Source organism: Rubrobacter aplysinae (assembly GCF_001029505.1).
In the GTDB taxonomy this organism is placed as follows: Bacteria; Actinomycetota; Rubrobacteria; order Rubrobacterales; family Rubrobacteraceae; genus Rubrobacter_A; species Rubrobacter_A aplysinae.
This window is the reverse complement of sequence record NZ_LEKH01000005.1, coordinates 205,948-224,397: the sequence shown is the minus strand read 5'-3', so window position 1 is coordinate 224,397 and position 18,450 is coordinate 205,948. Positions and strand designations below refer to the sequence as shown.

Here is an 18,450-nt window from a genome sequence, read left to right as displayed (position 1 = left end):
TGCCCCGGGCCACCACGAAGCTCTCCCCGGCTTCGGAGAGGTCGCAGATCAAACGCTCACCCTCGTACACTCTGGTGCCGACCGGCACCTCCAGGGTATGGTCACCTCCCCGCTCCCCGGCCCGGTTATCCCCCGAGCCGTGCAGGCCGCGCTTCGCCTTTACGAGATGCTGGAAAGCGTGGGGCTCCAGGGTAGACAGGTCCTCGGTAGCCAGGAGCACGACAGACCCGCCGTCGCCGCCGTGACCACCGTCCGGCCCACCCCGGGGCTTGAACTTCTCGCGGTTGAAGGAGACACAGCCGTCGCCGCCCCGGCCGCCGCGCACGGTGAGACGTGCTTCGTCGATGAAGTGCAAAGTCTCTAGGAACTCCCTGGGGACGGCCCGGAGCCGCGGTGGACCACGAGAAGGTCCGGGGCGCCGGGTCCGGTGCGGCGTGGTATCAGGCCGGAGCCTCCTAGGTAACGCTCACGACGCTGCGGCCCCGGGCGCTGCCGAAGTTCACGTAGCCGTCGGTCTTGGCGAACAACGTGTCGTCGCCCCCGCGGCCGACGTTGAGGCCAGGATGCACCCGGGTCCCCCGCTGGCGCACGATTATGGAGCCAGCCGAGACCCACTGACCGCCGTAGTTCTTTACGCCGAGCCTCTTGCCTTCTGTATCCCGTCCGTTCTTGGACGAGCCTCCGCCTTTTTTGGTAGCCATCCTAGACCTCCACGACCTTGATCCGGGTCAGCTCCTGGCGATGCCCGGTCTTCTTCTTGTACGTCTTCTTCGGGCGGTACTTGTAGATGTGGATCTTCTCGCCCCGCAGGTGTTCGAGGATTTCCACCCTGGCTTGCGATCCGGCAAAGTCGAAGTCGTCGCCGTCGGCCTTGAAGCTCACCGGCATCTCGACGGAGTCGCCGACCTCACCCGGTATGCGGTCCACGAGTAGCTCGTCCTCCGCGCTGGCGCGGTACTGTTTACCGCCCGTGTTTAGAACTGCGAACATCGTATCTCCCGAAACTCTCTAAATCTGCCTGAAACTGCACAAAGAACTCCATAAAGCTCTGCGACGGGTAAGTATAACCGGCAACCTCCGATACGACCAGCCCCACGGGATAAAACGCTATCCGCCCTCCTCGACGCTCGACCGGGCGGCGATGCTCTGGAGTATTCCGAGTGAGATCAGGCTGACGATAAGGCTGCTCCTGCCGTAGCTTATGAAGGGCAACGGTATGCCCGTAACCGGCATGATGCCCATGGTCATCCCGACGTTCACCACCAGGTGGAAGAGGAATATCGTGCCGATGCCCACCGCCACCAGCACCCCGAACCTGTCACGCGCCGTGGCGGCGACCCGCAGGATGCGCCAGATCAGGACGAAGAACAGCGCCAGCACCACGACGCCTCCGATAAACCCGAGCCTCTCGGCCACGTTGGCGAAGATAAAGTCCGTCTGCTCCTCGGGCAGAAAACCCAGGTTCGCGAGGGTGGCGGCATCGAGGCCCTTACCGGTGATGCCGCCGGAGCCTATCGCGTTCTGGGACTGTAATACCTGATAGCCCACCGCCCCCGGTGAGGCCTCCGGGTCCACGAACGAGGTGAGGCGTGAGAGCTGGTAGTCCCGGAGTATCCCGAGCTTTACCGACAGGTAGGCTATCCCCGCGCCGACCGCGCCGAGCCCCAGCATCTGCCACAGCCTCGCCCCGGCCGTAAACACGACGATCACGAACACCGCCACCAGCACCAGCGCCGTGCCGAGGTCCGGCTGGGCAAGGATCAGGAGCGTGGGCAAGCAGACCAGCCCCAGGCTCCCCAGGAACACGCGCAGGTTGCCCGCGGCATTCTGTGAGAGGTAGGTGGCCAGCGCGAGCACCGTGACCAGCTTTACGAGCTCCGAGGGCTGCACCTGCAACGGCCCCACGTTTATCCAGCTCTGCGCGCCGCCACCGACGACGCCAAAAGCCAGCACCGCCAAAAGCGAGAGCATCCCGGCCCCGTACAGCCACCACACGAACCGCTTGAGATCCCGGTAATCCAGGATCACCAGCATCAGCGCGATCACGGATCCCCCCAGAAAACCCAGAAACTGGTTGCTCGCGTAGTCGTAGCCGGTATCCGTGTCCACGATGTACATCGCGAAGACCCCGAACGCCGAGAGCCCGAGCCCGGCGAGGAGCAACGGCAGATCCATGTGACCCAGACTCCACAGCAGACCCGCCCTCCGGTGGCGCCCGGGACTCTTCCCGGACCTCCTCGCTCTCTCCCGGCTTACGTCCACGGCTTCTCCCTCGTCAGTACCAGTCTCGATAGCGCAACCCCGGCCAGGTAGGCCAGCAGGGCGTTTAGCGCCGCATCCGGCAGAGCTCCGAGCAGCAGGAAATCAGCCAGCGGCGGCCAGGACTCCCCCGACAACCCGAGCGCGGCGACGCTCGCAAGGTCGTGGGCGATGACCGCTGAGGCTACGACGCCCGCGAGCCGCAGCCGGTTCGCGCCGCCGTTATCCGCCGCCCCCGCCCAGCAGGATATCGCGGCCGCGATAACGCCGCTCAAGGCGCCGACCCCGAAGAGCCCGGCCCCGAAGGCATCCACCAGTATCCCGCCGAAGAACCCGACCGGCAACGCCACGGACCACTTCAAGCCGGAGGCCGCCACGACCACGCACAGCACCATCAGGGCCGGAGCCAGGAGCCCGAAGTCCAGGTAGGGCACGACCACGGCCTGTGAGAGAGCGCCGACGGAGACCAGCGCCACGGCCCGGGCGGTGGAGGCCCGATAAATTACCGGGCCCCGGTCATCGTCCACGCTCGGAGGCGTCCGGGACACCCTGGAAGTTTCCCCACGCGAGCCCCGGCTTACCAATCGAGTATCACCCGGACCTGATGTACGTCCTGCGGGCGCTCGGCGGGCTCGACCCGGACCTCCTGATACTGGTCTATATCCTCAGATTCCACCGAGGACACGGTGCCCGCCAACAGGCCCGGCGGAAAGAGCAGCCTCCGCTCCCCGACCCGGCCGCTGGTCACGACGAAGTCTCCCTTCTTGGCCCGGGCGTCGCGGTCCACGTACTCCACGATCAGCGAGTCACGCCAGTGGCTCCTGAGAAGCCCCGCGGCTAGCGGCGCCTCTGTCGTGTCCTTCTCCTGCGTCCGTCCCCCCTGCGGCGGCACGATGCGCACCCCGGCGGCGAAGTTCGGGTCTCCGACGAGCATCACCTCAGAAGTCTCGGCCGTGATCCTGCCGGTCGTCCTCCCGATCAGCGTCCGCTCGCCGACCACCACGGGCTGGCCGCTCTCTACGCCCTGTTCAGAGCCCGCGTCTATAACCATGCGCTCCGTGAACTGCTCCCCTACCGGAGATATGACCCCGGCGAGCGGGGCGTACTCGTAGCCGGGATTCGCGCCGTCGAGCATGCTCCGCAGGCGCTCGTTCTCCTCCTCTAGCGCGGCGGCCTCGGCGGCCCGCTCCCGGTACTCGCGCAGCTCGCTCCTGAGCTCGTCTTGCTCGTCGGTCGAAAGCGCGCCCGACACCCTCTCGCCCGCCCCGGATAGCGGGGAGGCGGCCGCCCCCACGGCCTCCCGGACGGGACGTAGAACCTCGTAGGCCCCGAGCTGGACCGTGTGAAGCGGGCCGGCGTCGCCCTCCCTGACGTAAACGGTAAACAGCACCAGGGCCGCCAGGCACAGCACGACGAGACCGGCCACGCCACGTCTCCCGCCTCTCCTGCGCCGTGCCACAGCCTAGAGTCCCTCCGGGAGTGCCGGTTGCCCCGGGGCGACCCGGCGCGCAGGAGACCGACCTGCACCGGTGGAGGCTGGAGACAGCACTTTCCAGGGCCAAAAGGTCTTAGACGGACTGCCGGGCATCCACACCCACTCTTCAAGCTCGATGTTGGCAAGTACCAGGCCCCGCGCCGCGGCAACGGGCCGGAGAGCGGTCGGATCGGGTTCAGATCAGGCCACCCTGTTTCATACTAAAGTAACCGCGGCCCAAGATCACGTGATCCAGCACCTCTATGCCGAGGATCTCCGCGGCTTCCGAGATCCTCCGCGTTACCTCCCGGTCCTCGGCGCTGGGCTCCGTGTCGCCGGAAGGATGGTTGTGGGCAAGGATCACGCTCGCGGCGCTCGCTCGTACCGCGGGCTTGAAGACCTCCCGGGGATGTACGAGCGAGGCCGACAGCGTCCCGACGGAGACGGTCGGCGACTCCAGCACCTCGTTCTTCTGGTTCAGGAGCACCACGACGAAGTTCTCCCGGTCCTGGGTGGCGATACGCCCCCGGAGCAGGTTGTCCACGTCCTGCGGCGAGGCGACCGTGGGACGCCCCGGATCGCGCACCCTCCCTATCCTCTTGCCGAGCTCCACAGAGGCGAGCACGAGGCACGCCTTCGCCTCTCCTACCCCGTTGACCCCGACGAGGTCGTGGACGGAGACGTTGTAGAGCCCAAAGAGGCCTCCGGCCTCCGAGATAACCTCCTCTGCGAGCTCGACCGCCGTCTTCTCACGGGTGCCGTGGCCGAACACGAGCCCCAGAAGCTCCGCCGTCGAGAGTGCGGCGGGCCCCTCGGAGAGCAGGCGCTCGCGCGGCCTGAGCTCCGGCGGGAGCTGCTTTATCGTGTAGCGGCGACGCTCCGCCATCTTCTCCGTCCCGCCGGGATCATCCGTACCACCGTACGCCGTGCGCGGCGAGCATCCGGGCCGTAAGCGAGAGCGGCAGCCCGACGACGCTCGTATAGTCGCCCTGTATCCGCTCGACGAAGATCGCGGCCAGACCCTGTATTGCGTAGCCTCCGGCCTTCCCTACCCCCTCGCCGTCGGCGGCGTAGGCTTCCTGCTCCGCCTCGGACACTTCACGCATCCCGACCCGCGTAACCTCCCGCCGGACATCGGTATCCGAGCCCGGCGTGACGACGGCGACGGCGGTATACACCTCGTGCTCGCGGCCCGAGAGCAGGCCCAGCATCCGGCGTACCTCCGCAGCGTCCGCGGCCTGGCCGAGCACCCCGGCTCCGGGCTCGTACACCACGGTGTCCGAGGCGAGCACGAGGCTGCCGGGCTCCTCGCGGGCCACGGCCAGCGCCTTGCCCCGGGCGTTCTCCTCGGCGGTGTCGGCTGGATCTTCACGGCTCACCTCGGGGAAACCGCTCCTGCGGGCCTCGAAATCGTAGCCGGCGCGCCGGAGAAGCTCCACGCGGCGGGCCGACTCCGAGGCGAGGATGAACCGCAACTACGGGCTACTCTCTCAGCTCTTCTCGAAGAAGAGCTCTAGCTCACGCTCGGCGCTCTCGGGCGAGTCGGAGCCGTGGACGATGTTCTCGGTGATCGAGAGTGCGAGGTCGCCCCGGATGGTGCCGGGCGCGGCGTCGGCCGGGTTGGTCGCGCCCATCAGGCCGCGCATCTGGCCTATCGCCCCCTCGCCCTCCACGCGCATCGCGACCACGGGCGTGGAGGTTATAAAGTCCACCAGCTCGCCGAAGAACGGCTTGTCCCGGTGCTCGCCGTAGTGCTCCTCGGCCTTCTCCCGGCTCACGTCCATTAGCTGCATCTGGCGGATGTCGAGACCCTTGCGCTCTATACGGCCTATCACCTCGCCGACGAGCTTGCGCCGGACCCCGTCACCCTTGACCAGTATCAGAGTCTGTTCCACGTCTACCACCTTCTCTTTTGGTGTTTTCTTTTCGTGCTCCGGTCCGGGGCTTCACGGGCCCCGCAGCCGGCACCGGGCCGGAATGATACAGGCTGGCGTGACTCAGTGTTCGTTGTGGGGCTTGTGCGGGTCGTGGGGCGCGGCCTCCTGCTCGGTTTCGCAGTACGGGCAGACGCTCCAGCGCAGGCTCAGGGGCCGGCTACAGTTTACGCACGGCCGCTTGAGCTCCCAGCCGCACTCCGGGCACAACAGGAAATCCTTCTCGACCATGGCGCGGCAGTTCGGGCACTGGTTGACCTGCTCGCGCAGCTCGCGTTCGAGGACGGCAAGCTCCAGCTCCCTTTCGCGGTGGTCGAGCAGATACTCGGGGGGACGTACGATCAGGTACACCAGCGTCCCGACGAACGGGAGCAGGATCGAGATAGCACCCCACACAAACTTCCAGGTGCCCCGGCGGGAGGCGTCGGCGTAGGTCCAGTACACGAGCGCGAGCCACAGCACTACCAGCAGGAGCAGGAGGGCCACCATAACCGTCCGGAGCACCGTGCTGCTCAGTACATCGCTTATGAGCCTGAAGGGATCCACACCCTGCAAGGCCAGCGCACCACCCCCGGCAAAAGGGGCAAAAGGAGAAAAAGGGCTCACGGGCCTCCCCGTATCAAAGCCGGGGAACCCCGGTAAATACCAGAATTTCCAACCTTACCGCCCTTCATCGAGCCTCTCCCCGGACTCGCCGGAGCGGCGGAGCCGGGACAAGGCTTCGGCGGCGGTGTACAGAGAGCCCGTCACCAGGACCACCCCGCCGGTCTCCTCCATCTCCGCCACGGCGCGCTCAAGCGCCTCTCCTACGTCCCCCTCCAGCTCCGCCCCTCTCCCTCTGGAATCTCGCGGCCCGAACTCCCGTTGTATCCAGCCGGGCTCCGCGGCCCGCTCGTTATCGGGCCGCACGATCCTTAGAGAGTCGGCCCGGTCTTTCAGCGCCGCTAGCATACTTGGTATGTCTTTTCCCCGCAAGGCTGCGAACACGACGCCAAGTGGCCGGCCCGGATACACGCTGCACACGCCGTCCAGAGCCGCCGCGAGGCCGGCAGGGTTGTGCCCGCCGTCCACCACCACCGGTACACCGCGGAGTTCCGCGCGCTCAAACCGCCCCGGCAGGCCCGTCCTGGCCGCGACCTCTCTGCGGGTCTCCGACCTCACGTCGTGGCCGAGGAGCGTACCGGCGGCCCGCAACCCGAGCGCCACGTTGCGCCTCGCGTACGGAGCTAGAGAAGCGAGCTCCGGAGTCTCGGCGGGATCGAGCTCTGAGTCCCAGGCCTCCACGAGTCCGGCGCCCACGCTTTCGCATGCGCGGCGGGCCGCCTGTACCACCGTCCGGTCTCCCGAGCCGAGGATCAGGGTAGATCCGCTATGGAGGCTGGCGAGCTTTTCGGCGGCGATCTCCTCCACCGTGTCACCGAGGTACTCGGTGTGGTCGAGGGCGACGTTGGTCAGCACGACGGCCTCGGCTCCGGCGGCGGAGGTCGCATCGTGGCGGGCCCCGAGACCGGCCTCGAGCACGGCCCACGAGAGCCCGGCTTCGGCGAACATGAGGAGGGCCCCGGCAGTCAGCAACTCGAACTGGGAGGCGGAGATCCCGTGCTCGTCGGCGGTGCGGATGGCGCGGCCCATCCCGGCGGCGAACTCCTCCTCGGAAGCGTAGCGCCCCCCGAGCCGGACACGCTCGGTGTAGGAGATCAAGTGTGGAGACAGGTACGCCCCGGCCGGATGGCCCTCCGCTCCAAGCGCACGGGCCAGCGAGAGGGCCGTCGTCCCCTTCCCGTTGGTTCCGACGACCTGCACGGTACGCAGCTCCCGGTGTGGGTTACCGAGAGCCGCCAGAAGCTCCCGGACGCGTTCGAGTCCGAGCGTGATCCACTGCCGGCGGTCCAGCTCGGCGCAGACCTCGTCGTAGGAGAGGCGGGTATGCAGGGCTAGAGGTAGGAGTCGAGCCGGGCGCGGAGCGTCTCCAGCATGCGGGCGTTTGCGTCGCGCTTCTCACGCTCCGCGCCGACCACCTCCGCCGGGGCGCGCTCGACGAACTGCTCGTTGGCGAGCTTGCCCTGCACGCGCTCAAGCTCACCCTCCACGCGCCCGATCTCACGGCGCAGGCGTTCTATCTCGTTCTGGCGCATCTCCTCTGAGAGCGAGATCTCGACCACGAGATCATCCCCCGCCGGCAGCGTGGCTCTGGTAGAGCCGTCCACCGTGTCTACCACCTCTACGCCGGCCAGGGCGGCGAACACCGCGGCATCCGAGCCCTCCGGCGCACGGCCCTCCAGCCCGCCCTCGACCTTCGACTCGGCCCGGAACGAGCGCACGGCGGAGACGGAGCGCCGGGTAACGTCCAGCACCCGTTCGGCCTCCGTATCCTCGCGAGGCTCGTCGCGCACCGGGAACTCCTGGCGGGCAAGAAGCTCGTCCCGGTCCGCGTCGCCCGCGTAGCCCAGCATCTGGGCCATCTCCTCGGTGGCGAACGGCATCACGGGGTGCAGAAGCTTCAGGAGACCGTAGAACACCTCCCGGATAATGCTCGGGGTATGAGGAGAAGGAGCGGCCTTGGCGATCTCGATGTACCAGTCGGCGAACTCGTGCCAGGCGAAGTCGTAGATGCGGCGCATCGCCTCGGAGAACTCGCACTCTTCTAGCAGCGCGTCGTACTCGCGGGCGGTGCGATCGAAAGAAGAGACGATCCAACGGTCCGCGTAAGAGGGCTCCGACGGCTCGCCGTTTTCAGTATCTCCGCCCGGCTCCGGGAAGCTGGCGACGAAGCGCATCGCGTTCCACAGCTTGGTAACGAAGCCGCGGCCCTGCAGAGCGCGGTCGTGGGAGTAGGCAAAGTCCTGGGTCGAGGACTGGTATAGGAGGCCGAAGCGTACCGCGTCCGTGCCGTACTCGTCGAAGAGGTCAAGCGGATCTATGACGTTGCCCTTGGACTTGCTCATCTTGGTGCCGTCGGCGGCGAGCACGATTGAGTGGACGTTTATCTTGCGGAACGGCACCTCGCCCCGGTACCGGAGTCCGGTCATGATCATGCGCGCAACCCACAGGTACATGATCTCCCGCGCCGTGGACAACAGGCTCGTCGGATAGAAGAACTCGAGGTCCCCGGTCTCCTCGGGCCAGCCCATCGTGGCTATCGGCCACAGAGCGCTTGAGAACCACGTGTCCAGGATGTCGGGGTCCTGCTCGTAGCCTTCGCCGGGCGACTCCTTGCTGGCCACCGTGTCACCGTCCGGACCGTACCAGATCGGTATTCGTTGCCCCCACCAGAGCTGACGAGAGACGTTCCAGTCTTGGAGATTCTCCAGCCACCGGATCGTCTCCCGCCGCCACGTATCCGGGTAGACCGTGATCTCCTCGTCCCGCAAAGCCTCTATTGCGGGCCCGGCCAGCTCCCGCATCGAGACCCACCACTGCTCAGATAACCACGGCTCGATAACCGCGCCGCACCGGTCACAGTGCCCGACGCGGTGGACGTACTCCCGGACCTCGCCGAGCAGCCCGCGCTCTGAAAGTCCGTCGGCGACCGCCTTCCGGGCTTCTTCGCGAGTCTGACCCTCAAACGGGCCGCCCTCGGCGTTTATCGTGCCGTCCGGGTTCATGACGTTGACCCGTTCGAGGCCGAGTCGCTGGCCGATCTCGAAGTCGTTGGGGTCGTGGGCCGGGGTGACCTTGAGGACTCCGGTCCCGAACTCGGGGTCCACGTAGTCGTCGGCCAGGATCTCGACCTCGCGCTCGACGAACGGCACCGTCACCCTGCGGCCGACTATGTCCCGGTAACGTTCGTCGTCCGGGCTCACCACGAGCGCGACGTCGCCGAGCATGGTCTCCGGGCGGGTGGTGAAGACCTGCACCCACTCCTCGCCGTTCTCGCGCGGTCCTTTACCGTCGGCGAACGGGTATCGAAGCCCGTACAGCCGCCCGTCCACCTCCTCGTAGTTGACCTCGAGGTCGCTTATGGCGGAGCGGTCGCGCGGGCACCAGTTGGTGATGCGGTTGCCGCGATAGATCAGGCCGGAGTCATACAGCTCCACGAAGGCGGTCAGTACCGCGTCTATGTAGCCCTCGTCCATCGTGAACCGCAGACGCGACCAGTCAACCGACGCGCCGAGGCGCTTCATCTGGCCGAGGATGGTGCCGCGCGACTCCAGCGCGAACTCCCAGCAACGCTCCAGAAACTCCTCGCGGCCCATCTCCCAGCGTGTCACGCCCTCTTCGCGGGCCACCTTGCGCTCGACGACGTTCTGCAATGCTATGGAGGCGTGGTCTGTGCCGGGCAGCCACAGCGCCTCGTAGCCCTTCATGCGGGCGCGGCGGGTGAGGGTGTCTTGAATAGAACCGTTCAGCGCGTGGCCCATGTGCAGCGCGCCGGTAACGTTCGGCGGCGGCAGGACTATGCTGTATGGCTCGCGTCCGGAATCCGGGTCGGCCTCGAAAGCGCCCAGGCGCTCCCACTCGGCGTACAGCCGCCCTTCGACCTCCGCCGGTTCGTAGGTTTTCGGTATCTCCCTGGCTTCGCCCAACGCCGCCCTACGCGCTCTCTTCTTCCTCGTCGTAGGAGTACTTGCCGCTATTAGAGCCGGTCACGAGCGTCGGCTGCACGCCCTCGTCCACCGTATCGGCGTCCACGACGCACTTCGACACGTCCGCCCGGCTCGGCAGGTCGTACATCGTCGGCAACAGCGCCGTCTCCAGGATGCTCCGCAGCCCGCGCGCCCCGGTACCGCGTTCGAGCGCCTGCCGGGCCACGGCGGAGAGGGCGTCGTCGGTGAAGTTGAGGTCTATCCTGTCGTAGCGGAAGAACTGCCGGTACTGTCGCACCAGCGCGTTCTTCGGCTCGGTGAGGATGCGGACCAGGTCCTCCTCCTCCAGCATCCGCAGCGTGGAGACTATCGGCAGCCGCCCGACGAACTCGGGAATTAGGCCGAACTTGAGCAGGTCCTCGGGCTGAGTCTGCTGCAGGAGCTCGCTCTTCTCCCCTTCCGCCTGGTTCGAGAGGTCGCCGCCGAAGCCGATGCTCCGCTTGCCGACCCGCTGCTGCACGACCTCTTCGAGCCCGCCGAACGCGCCGCCGCAGATAAACAGGATGTTCTTCGTGTCTATCTGCAAGAAGTCCTGGTGCGGGTGCTTGCGCCCGCCCTGGGGCGGCACCGAGGCGACCGTGCCTTCGAGAATCTTCAGCAGCGCCTGCTGCACGCCCTCGCCGGAGACGTCGCGGGTTATGGAGGGGTTATCCGACTTGCGGGCGACCTTGTCGATCTCGTCTATGTAGATGATCCCGGTCTCCGCCTTCTTGGTGTCGAAGTCGGCGGCCTGGATCAGCTTCAGGAGGATGTTCTCCACGTCCTCCCCGACGTACCCGGCCTCGGTGAGCGCGGTGGCGTCGGCGATGGCGAACGGGACGTTGAGGATGCGGGCCAGGGTCTGGGCGAGCAGCGTCTTTCCGGAACCCGTAGGGCCGAGCATGAGGATGTTCGACTTGGAGAGCTCGGTACCATCGGCCGCTTCGTTGGAGATCCCGACCCTCTTGTAGTGATTATAGACGGCGACGGAGAGGACCTTCTTGGCCTCTTCCTGGCCGATCACGTACTCGTTGAGGATGCGGTTGATCTCCTGTGGCTTTGGCAGCTCGTCCTGCTGGGCTATCTCCGGCCCGGAGAACTCCTCGTCGATGATCTCGTTACAGAGCTCGATGCACTCATCGCAGATGTACACCCCAGGCCCGGCGATCAGCTTCTTGACCTGCCGCTGGCTCTTGCCGCAGAAAGAGCACTGTAGCTGATCCGACGGATCCCTCATTAGAAGCCTCCCAGATGTTGCAGATGTTCGGCTGCGGGTTTCAAGCTCTCCCGTTGCTCCCTGGTATCCCTAGTGCTGGCGGACGATGTTGTCTATGACGCCGTAGTCCACGGCTTCCTCCGCGCCCATGATGTAGTCGCGGTCGGTGTCGCGCTCGATCTTCTCGTAGTCCTGACCGGTGTGGCTCGCCAGGATCTCGTTCAGCCGCCGCTTGGTGCGGATAAGCTCCCTGGCGTGGATCTCCACGTCCGTGGCCTGACCGCCGATACCTCCGACCGACGGCTGGTGCAGCAGTACCCGCGTGTTGGGCAGCGCGTTCCGCTTGCCCTCCGCGCCGGCCGCCAAGAGGAAAGCGCCCATCGAGGCCGCCATCCCGAGAGCGGTAGTCGAGATGCTCGGGTTCACGAACTGCATCGTGTCGTAGATGGCGAGCCCCGCCGAGACGCTGCCACCCGGAGAGTTTATGTACAGGTGTATGTCCTGGTCCGGATCCTCCGATTCGAGGTGCAAAAGCTGTGCCATGATGGCGTTCGCGACCTGATCGTCGACCGGAGTGCCGAGAAAGATGATGCGGTCCTTTAAGAGCCGCGAGTAGATGTCCATCGCCCGCTCGCCCCGAGGGCTCTGCTCTATTACGTAGGGGATTACGTCCTGCGGGATGCCACCGATCCCCAGATCATCGTATCCGCTCACTTCTGTCCCTCTTCCTCTTCGTCAGTCTCATTAGTTTCTTCGGTTTCTTCGTTGGCCTCTTCCGAGGTTCCGGCCCGAGCCTCGCCCTCGACGCCCTCCAGCTCCTCGGCCTCTTCCTGCTCTTCCTCGGGCATCTCGACGGGCACGGCGCTCTCGGCTATCAGCTCCAGCGCCTTCTGCCGCACCACCTCTTCTTCGAGCATGGAGTAGGTGCCGTTGGCCCGCATGGTCGCCACGACCTGCTCGGCGCTCCGGCCCGACTCCTCGGCGAGGTGCCCGACCTCGTGCATTACCGTTTCCTCGTCGGCTTCGAGCCCTTCGGCCACGGCCACCGCGTCCAGCACGAGCTCTTTCTTTACCGTGTCCTCGGCGTCGGGGCGGACGCGTTGCTTCATCTCCTCGGGGTCCACGCCGGCTATCTGGTAGTACTGCTGCGGGTCTAGCCCCTGCTGCTGAATGGAACGCTCGAAGCTCTGGAGCATCTCCCCGGCCTTCTCGTCAACCATCGGCTCGGGCACCAGCACCTCGGCATTTTTGGCGGCCTCGTCCAGCGCCCGGCCCCGGAACTCGCCTTGTATCTGCTGCTGGAGCTGCTCCCCGAGCTGATCGCGCACGCCCTGCCGGAACTCCTCCAGGGTGTCAAACTCGCTCGCCTCTGCGGCGAAGTCGTCGTCCAGCGGCGGCAGCTCGCGCTCCTTGATCTCCTTGACGTGCACCCGGAAGAGTACCGACTGCCCGCGCAGCGACTCCTCGCCGTAGTCCATCGGGAAGGTAACGGCGAACTGCTTGCGCTCGCCCGCGCTCATCCCCACGACGTTGTTCTCGAAGTCCTCTAAGAGCTCGCCCTTGCCGATCTCCAGCATGTAGTCCTCGGCCTCGCCGCCGGGCAGCTCGCCGCCCGACATCAGCTCGCCCTTGAAGTCTATGATCGCGAAGTCGCCCTCCTGGGCCGGACGGCCCTCCACGGCGGCGAGGGTGGCGAACTGGCCGCGCATCTCCTCGATCTGCTCCTCGACCTGCTCCTCGTCTATCCCGGCCTCGCGCTTTGGGACCTCGAGGCCCTTGTACTCGCCGAGCTTGGCCTCCGGCCTGACCTCTACCGTCGCCGAGAACTTGAACCCGTTCTCCTCGTCCGGCGACTCCTCGAAGTCTATCTGGGGCTGGTCTATGGGGCGTATCTCGGTCTCGACGACGGCCCGAGAGTACCACTGCGGCAGCCTCTCCTGTAGCGCCTCCATGTACAGGTAGTCCTTGCCGACCTGGCTCTCTATAACCCGGCGCGGCGCCTTCCCCGGACGGAAACCCGGCACCCGGACCTGCTGCTTGAGCTCGTCCACCTTGGCCTCGACGCCCTCCTTGACGGCCTCTCCCGAGACCTCCACGTCAAGGCGAACCTTGTTGTCCTCAAGCTGGGTGACACTGGCCGTCTTAGATTCCGTCATACGCTCCAACTCTTCTCGACTCTCCAACTTCTCATCTCTTATCTGCTCTTACCGGTCCCGCTCGCGCACCCGCGAAGGTTGTTACTCTGCGCGGTACAGTACGGTACCGCATGGTGCTACACGGTACGTGACGTGGTGCGAGAGGCGGGATTTGAACCCGCACGCCACTAGGGCACTAGATCCTAAATCTAGCGTGTCTACCGTTCCACCACTCTCGCGCGCCAGGGGCCCTGAATAGCCTGCGCCGGATTATAACAGCCGCCCGCTAACCGGCTCCGCGGCCCCTAGAGCTTTACGCTGAGGGCGCAAGCCCGCCCGCCGCGGGCCTGCCGAGGCCACTGCCGAGGCAACTACAGACCTCGGCCATCTCCATCATTATCGTGTGTTGTAGCCCCGCCCGCGCCGCTGGCGGCGGCGACGGTGCCGGCCTCGATCATCTCCCGGAAGGTGGCGCGTTGCTCGCGGGAGCCGAGCACGACCGCCGTATCGCCGGACTGAAACGCCACCTCCGGGCCGGGGCTCGCGATGACCTCGTCGTCCCGGACGACCGCTACGATGGAGGCTCCGGCGATGTTACGGATCTGCAGCTCACCGATGCTGCGGCCCAGGACCGGGCTGTTATCCCGCAGGCGTATCCACTCGGTCTCTATAAGCCGCGTCGCCCGGCGTAGCTGGTCGAGCATCCCGTCGTCCGAGCCTCCTACTATCGGGGCGTAGAGCTCGCCTCTGACCTGGTCCGAGAACCGCTGTATCTCGCCGGCCTCTATGTCCAGGTGCACGAGCGCCTGACGTCCGAGCTCCAGCGCGGCCTCGAACTCGGGCTGCACGGCCTCGTAAATGCCGAGCTTGCCGAAGTCCTGTAGCTGCTCGGCGCTCGAAGAGCGGGCCACGATGTGTACGTCCGGGCTGAACCCGCGCACCCGCTCGACGACCATCCGCGCGTCCAGGGCGTCCGGCACCGTCAAGACGACCAGCCTCGCGTCGGCGATGTCCGCGGCCTCCAGCACCGGCTCGGCGGAGGCGTCGCCGAAGACCACCGGGAACCCCGCCTCCCGCGCCTCCTCGGCCCGCCGGGGGCTGCTCTCCACGATAACGAACCTCTGGTCGAGCCGGTCGAGCATCCCCGACACGAAGCTCCCCACACGTCCGAATCCCGCCACGATCACGTGCTCCCGCAGCCCGGTATCCGGCAGGTTGAAGGTCCGCATCGTCTCCTGCGGATAGCGCCGCCGCCACAGCCCGTACACCCGCGGCGCGAGACGGGTGGCGAACGGCGTCAGCGACATCGTAACCACCGCCGTCGTGAGCACTATGGAGTAGGTCTGGCTCGACACCGCCCCGGAGTTGACCCCCTCGCGCGCCAGCACGAAAGAGAACTCGCCGACCTGGAAAAGCCCGAACCCCACGGCGAAAGGCGCGATGTTCCCGTAACCAAATCCCCGGGCGACGCCCGCGAAGATGAGACCCTTGAATACCAGCACTGCGAGGACCACGAGCCCGACGGTCAGGAGGTTGTCCAGCAAGAACGCCGGGTCTATGAGGAGACCGACGGAGACGAAGAACAGCATGGCGAACACGTCCCGCAGGGGCGCGATATCCGCGAGCGCCTGGTGCGAGTAGTCCGACTGGCTGAGGACCATCCCCGCGACGAACGCCCCGAACGCGAAGGATAGCCCGAAAAGGTACGTCCCGTAGCCTACCCCGAGGCCGATTGCCACGATGGAGATGAGGAAAAGCTCCCGCGAGTTCCAGCCCGCGATGCGGTGCATCAGCCACGGGAAAATTCTGGTCCCGAAAAGCGCCATCCCCCCGATAAACAACGCGGCCTCGACCGCCGAGATGCCGAGCTCCGCGAGCCCGCCGCTCACGTTACCCAGCTCCGGAAGAATGATTATCAGGGGCACCACCGCGAGGTCCTGGATTATGAGCATGCCCACGATCACCCGGCTCGCCAGGGTGTTTATGACGCCCTGTTCGGTGAGCGTCTTGAGCACGACCGCCGTACTCGACAGCGACAGCAGGGCCCCGAACCACACCGACTCTTCCCAGCCGAGCCCCAGGACCTGGGCGAGCCCGTACCCGAAGGCGATGGTCAGCGACATCTGGATGATGGTGCCGAAGATCGCTATACGCTTTACCGGCAACAGCTCGCGCAGCGGAAAGTTGAGCCCGATGGTAAAGAGCAGGAGCGCCACCCCGATCTCGGCCAGAAGCTCGATCTCGTGCACGTCCCCGATGGTCGGACCACCCGTGTTCGGCCCGACGACCACCCCGGCGACGATGTACCCGAGGATAAGCGGCAACCCGAGGCGCTGCGCGATCACACCCCCGGCGAAGGCGGCGATCAGGATCAGTGCTATGTCCCCCGCAATGCCCATACTCTGCTCTAATCCACCCGCTAAACTAGATATGCCAACTCAAAAACTCAAGGCACCATCCGAATCGTCCGAACCCGGATACGCTGTGTGTTTTTAGCATACATCAGGACGCTACAGGTGGACCCATCCAGCACGCTGCAGCCCCGTTACCAGACGGCGATATTACGACACTCCCGTTGGTAAAGAGGTAAAGAATCCCGCGAGGGTGACCGACGGGTCTCGAACCCGCGACCTCTGGAGCCACAATCCAGTGCTCTAACCAACTGAGCTACGGTCACCACGAACGTACAGAGTCTACCAGCCGCCAACCGGGCTTTCACCCCGAGAAGAGGTGGAATCAAACCTCACACCCTACCGGCGCCCGGGAGCTGACCACGCTACGGAGCGGGTAAACAGTGGCTCGAAACCCGGCGCTTCCGCCATCCGGGAAGCAGCCCCCGGCCCGGCTCGGCTAGCGGGGCCGAGCTACACGGAGATACTATCGCCCGTCCGCGGAATGCAGGGGCGTGTTGTGGGCGGCTCGCTGCTCCGGTCTCCACAGCGAAGTGGCGGGTATCTTCGAGGTGTCGCAGCGGTAAGCGTACTTGCCCGCTATCTCCGTTACCTCCTCCAAAAGCCCTCCACTCAGGGTAGTCGGCTCCAACCCGAGATCCAGAAAGCGGTCGTTCCTTACGTTCAACTCGTTCTCGGCGGCCTCTGAACGGGGGTTCTCCACGTAATCTATCTCCGCCCCGGTCTTCTCGGCCACGAGCTTTGCGAGGTCTCTCAGGCGGTGGGTCTCGGTCATCTGGTTGTAGACCTGTACCCTGTCTCCGGTCTGTGGCGGGTTCTCTAGTGCCAGCTGTATGCAGCGCACTGTGTCCTGTATGTGGATGAAGGCCCGCGTCTGCCCTCCGGTGCCGTGTACCGTCATGGGGTAGCCTACCGCCGCCTGCATCAGGAACCTGTTAAGCACGGTGCCGTAGTCTCCGTCGTAGTCGAAGCGGTTTATGAGACGCTCGTCTAGCTTGGTCTCTTCGGTCTGGGTTCCCCACACGATGCCCTGGTGCAGGTCGGTGACCCTTAGCGAGTCGTTTTTGTTGTAGAAGGCGAACAGGAGCTGATCCTGGGTCTTCGTTAAGTGGTAGATGCTGCCGGGGTTCGGCGGGTACAGTATCTCCTGCTCTACGAGGTCCCCTTCTTCGGTCTCTACCTTTACCGTTAGGTAGCCTTCCGGTATCCGCATCCCGGCACTGCCGTAGCCGTACACGCCCATCGTGCCGAGGTGGACCACGTGGGGGTCTAGCCCGCTCTCCGAGATCGCCGCGAGCAGGTTGTTGGTGGCGTTGAGGTTATTGTCCACGGTGTAGCGCTTGTGGTTGCTACTCTTCATGGAGTAGGGCGCGGCTCTCTGCTCGGCGAAGTGGATCACTCCGTCCGGCTGCCACTCCAGAAGCAGATCATAAAGCTGGCGGTAGTTCTCGGCGACGTTTAGCTGGTGGAACTGTATCCGGTTGTCGGTCAGCTCCTCCCAGGCACCAAGACGCTCGCCCATCGGGCGGATGGGGGTTAGCGAGTCGCACTCTAGCTCTACGTCTATCTTACGGCGAGAGAGGTTGTCGGCGATGGCCACCTCATATCCCTGGGCCGAGAGGTGCAGCGCCGTCGGCCAGCCGCAGAACCCGTCCCCGCCTAAAACCAGTACCCTCACGCTAACCCTCCTTTTTCACGATCTGCCTCGCATCATCCGCACCGTTTGGCGCGGTGCGAACATTCGGCAGCCTCTGCATCTTCGGCATACAGTAACAACGATGTCCCGGCCTCTCCACTATGCTCTCTCATGCCCTCTCCGGTCGCGTGCCCTTCTCCCGAGGCGGGCTACCCTGCACGGGGCTGGAATTTGGAGATTACCTGGTGACGACGAACCGGCGGTACCGGACCTTGTAGCGTAGCGGTTGCGCGCGACGGTGATTCGGGCGCGCCCGGCAGGGCTCGAACCTGCGGCCTGCGGATTAGAAGTCCGCTGCTCTATCCAACTGAGCTACGGGCGCGAGGACCCCGCGGGGTCGAGAGCGGGTGAGGGGAATCGAACCCCCATAACCAGCTTGGAAGGCTGGGGCTCTACCGTTGAGCTACACCCGCGCGACATCATGTGGCATCGAGTCCGCCGGGCCATCTCGCCAGCTTGCTCGGCGTGTCGGGGCGAGAGGATTCGAACCTCCGACCCCCTGCTCCCAAAGCAGGTGCGCTACCAGACTGCGCCACGCCCCGTTGGCAGCTTCGAATATTTCGAAGAGCGTCACAACGACCTCGCCGGAACTCGCCGGAGAGTATACCAGAGAGCGTTACGGCGGTTGGCCTCTAGGGTAAATCGACATTTGAGATAGCATCACTTCACTCGCGGACAAGAGACCGAGTGAGGTAGAGATGCCTAAACGCTACGAGCTTACAGACAAGCAATGGCACCAGATAGAGGATCTGCTACCCGG

General features: G+C 65.5%; 16 protein-coding genes, 5 tRNA genes and 1 pseudogene. All 22 read right to left on the bottom strand.

Annotated features, from left to right (window positions below; genetic code table 11):
- A pseudogene (locus ABD53_RS07570) lies at positions 1–355 on the bottom strand (GTPase ObgE); the annotation flags it as partial.
- Positions 356–455: 100 nt separating this feature from the next.
- Positions 456–701 carry a 50S ribosomal protein L27 gene (gene rpmA / locus ABD53_RS07565; RefSeq protein WP_047865118.1) on the bottom strand — a complete coding sequence of 82 codons (246 nt, stop codon included), beginning with the start codon at positions 699–701 and terminating at the stop codon, positions 456–458.
- Between the two features lies 1 nt (position 702).
- Positions 703–990, bottom strand: a complete 288-nt coding sequence (gene rplU, locus ABD53_RS07560; protein WP_047865117.1) for a 50S ribosomal protein L21 — start codon at positions 988–990, stop codon at positions 703–705.
- A gap of 117 nt (positions 991–1,107) precedes the next feature.
- The gene (gene rodA, locus ABD53_RS07555; protein ID WP_047865116.1) at positions 1,108–2,175 is read right to left on the bottom strand and encodes a rod shape-determining protein RodA; all 1,068 of its coding nucleotides are present in this window, start codon (positions 2,173–2,175) and stop codon (positions 1,108–1,110) included.
- A gap of 77 nt (positions 2,176–2,252) precedes the next feature.
- Positions 2,253–2,807, bottom strand: coding sequence for a hypothetical protein (locus ABD53_RS07550; protein ID WP_152670645.1), 555 nt, complete (start codon positions 2,805–2,807; stop codon positions 2,253–2,255).
- A gap of 29 nt (positions 2,808–2,836) precedes the next feature.
- On the bottom strand, positions 2,837–3,685 hold the full coding sequence (gene mreC, locus ABD53_RS07545; protein WP_047865114.1) for a rod shape-determining protein MreC: 849 nt from the start codon (positions 3,683–3,685) through the stop codon (positions 2,837–2,839).
- A 244-nt stretch (positions 3,686–3,929) separates the two neighbouring features.
- Positions 3,930–4,619, bottom strand: coding sequence for a RadC family protein (gene radC, locus ABD53_RS07540; RefSeq protein ID WP_047865113.1), 690 nt, complete (start codon positions 4,617–4,619; stop codon positions 3,930–3,932).
- A gap of 19 nt (positions 4,620–4,638) precedes the next feature.
- On the bottom strand, positions 4,639–5,208 hold the full coding sequence (locus ABD53_RS07535) for a Maf family protein (protein ID WP_047865112.1): 570 nt from the start codon (positions 5,206–5,208) through the stop codon (positions 4,639–4,641).
- A 15-nt stretch (positions 5,209–5,223) separates the two neighbouring features.
- A complete protein-coding gene (gene ndk / locus ABD53_RS07530) occupies positions 5,224–5,637 on the bottom strand; it encodes a nucleoside-diphosphate kinase (RefSeq protein WP_047865111.1) in 414 nt (137 codons plus the stop codon).
- Positions 5,638–5,730: 93 nt separating this feature from the next.
- Positions 5,731–6,273 (bottom strand): zinc ribbon domain-containing protein, encoded by a 543-nt coding sequence (locus tag ABD53_RS07525; RefSeq protein WP_200900324.1) that lies wholly within the window; start codon positions 6,271–6,273, stop codon positions 5,731–5,733.
- A 54-nt stretch (positions 6,274–6,327) separates the two neighbouring features.
- A complete protein-coding gene (locus ABD53_RS07520) occupies positions 6,328–7,470 on the bottom strand; it encodes a bifunctional folylpolyglutamate synthase/dihydrofolate synthase (RefSeq protein ID WP_235401426.1) in 1,143 nt (380 codons plus the stop codon).
- Between the two features lie 131 nt (positions 7,471–7,601).
- The gene (locus tag ABD53_RS07510) at positions 7,602–10,193 is read right to left on the bottom strand and encodes a valine--tRNA ligase (protein ID WP_047865108.1); all 2,592 of its coding nucleotides are present in this window, start codon (positions 10,191–10,193) and stop codon (positions 7,602–7,604) included.
- Positions 10,194–10,200: 7 nt separating this feature from the next.
- Positions 10,201–11,469, bottom strand: a complete 1,269-nt coding sequence (clpX, locus tag ABD53_RS07505) for an ATP-dependent Clp protease ATP-binding subunit ClpX (RefSeq protein WP_047865107.1) — start codon at positions 11,467–11,469, stop codon at positions 10,201–10,203.
- A 69-nt stretch (positions 11,470–11,538) separates the two neighbouring features.
- On the bottom strand, positions 11,539–12,162 hold the full coding sequence (locus ABD53_RS07500) for an ATP-dependent Clp protease proteolytic subunit (protein ID WP_200900323.1): 624 nt from the start codon (positions 12,160–12,162) through the stop codon (positions 11,539–11,541).
- Complete coding sequence (gene tig / locus ABD53_RS07495; protein ID WP_053057804.1) at positions 12,159–13,604, bottom strand: trigger factor; 1,446 nt, start codon at positions 13,602–13,604, stop codon at positions 12,159–12,161. The genes ABD53_RS07500 and tig overlap by 4 nt, the downstream gene beginning before the upstream one ends.
- Positions 13,605–13,737: 133 nt before the next feature.
- Positions 13,738–13,822: transfer RNA gene (locus ABD53_RS07490), tRNA-Leu, on the bottom strand.
- Positions 13,823–13,954: 132 nt separating this feature from the next.
- The gene (locus tag ABD53_RS07485) at positions 13,955–15,982 is read right to left on the bottom strand and encodes a cation:proton antiporter domain-containing protein (protein ID WP_084709401.1); all 2,028 of its coding nucleotides are present in this window, start codon (positions 15,980–15,982) and stop codon (positions 13,955–13,957) included.
- Positions 15,983–16,186: 204 nt separating this feature from the next.
- Positions 16,187–16,260: transfer RNA gene (locus ABD53_RS07480), tRNA-His, on the bottom strand.
- A gap of 200 nt (positions 16,261–16,460) precedes the next feature.
- Complete coding sequence (locus tag ABD53_RS07475; RefSeq protein ID WP_047865106.1) at positions 16,461–17,672, bottom strand: NAD-dependent epimerase/dehydratase family protein; 1,212 nt, start codon at positions 17,670–17,672, stop codon at positions 16,461–16,463.
- A 266-nt stretch (positions 17,673–17,938) separates the two neighbouring features.
- Positions 17,939–18,012 (bottom strand) — tRNA-Arg (locus ABD53_RS07470).
- 20 nt (positions 18,013–18,032) lie between these two features.
- A tRNA-Gly gene (locus ABD53_RS07465) sits at positions 18,033–18,103 on the bottom strand.
- 55 nt (positions 18,104–18,158) lie between these two features.
- Positions 18,159–18,232 (bottom strand) — tRNA-Pro (locus ABD53_RS07460).
- Between the last annotated feature and the right edge of the window lie 218 nt (positions 18,233–18,450).

Bases quoted from the DNA above. Each gene is read 5' to 3' on its own strand.
- rpmA (WP_047865118.1), bottom strand. From the start codon at position 701: ATGGCTACCAAAAAAGGCGGAGGCTCGTCCAAGAACGGACGGGATACA.
- rplU (WP_047865117.1), bottom strand. From the start codon at position 990: ATGTTCGCAGTTCTAAACACGGGCGGTAAACAGTACCGCGCCAGCGCG.
- rodA (WP_047865116.1), bottom strand. From the start codon at position 2,175: ATGGATCTGCCGTTGCTCCTCGCCGGGCTCGGGCTCTCGGCGTTCGGG.
- radC (WP_047865113.1), bottom strand. From the start codon at position 4,619: ATGGCGGAGCGTCGCCGCTACACGATAAAGCAGCTCCCGCCGGAGCTC.
- clpX (WP_047865107.1), bottom strand. From the start codon at position 11,469: ATGAGGGATCCGTCGGATCAGCTACAGTGCTCTTTCTGCGGCAAGAGC.
- tig (WP_053057804.1), bottom strand. From the start codon at position 13,604: ATGACGGAATCTAAGACGGCCAGTGTCACCCAGCTTGAGGACAACAAG.
- ABD53_RS07485 (WP_084709401.1), bottom strand. From the start codon at position 15,982: ATGGGCATTGCGGGGGACATAGCACTGATCCTGATCGCCGCCTTCGCC.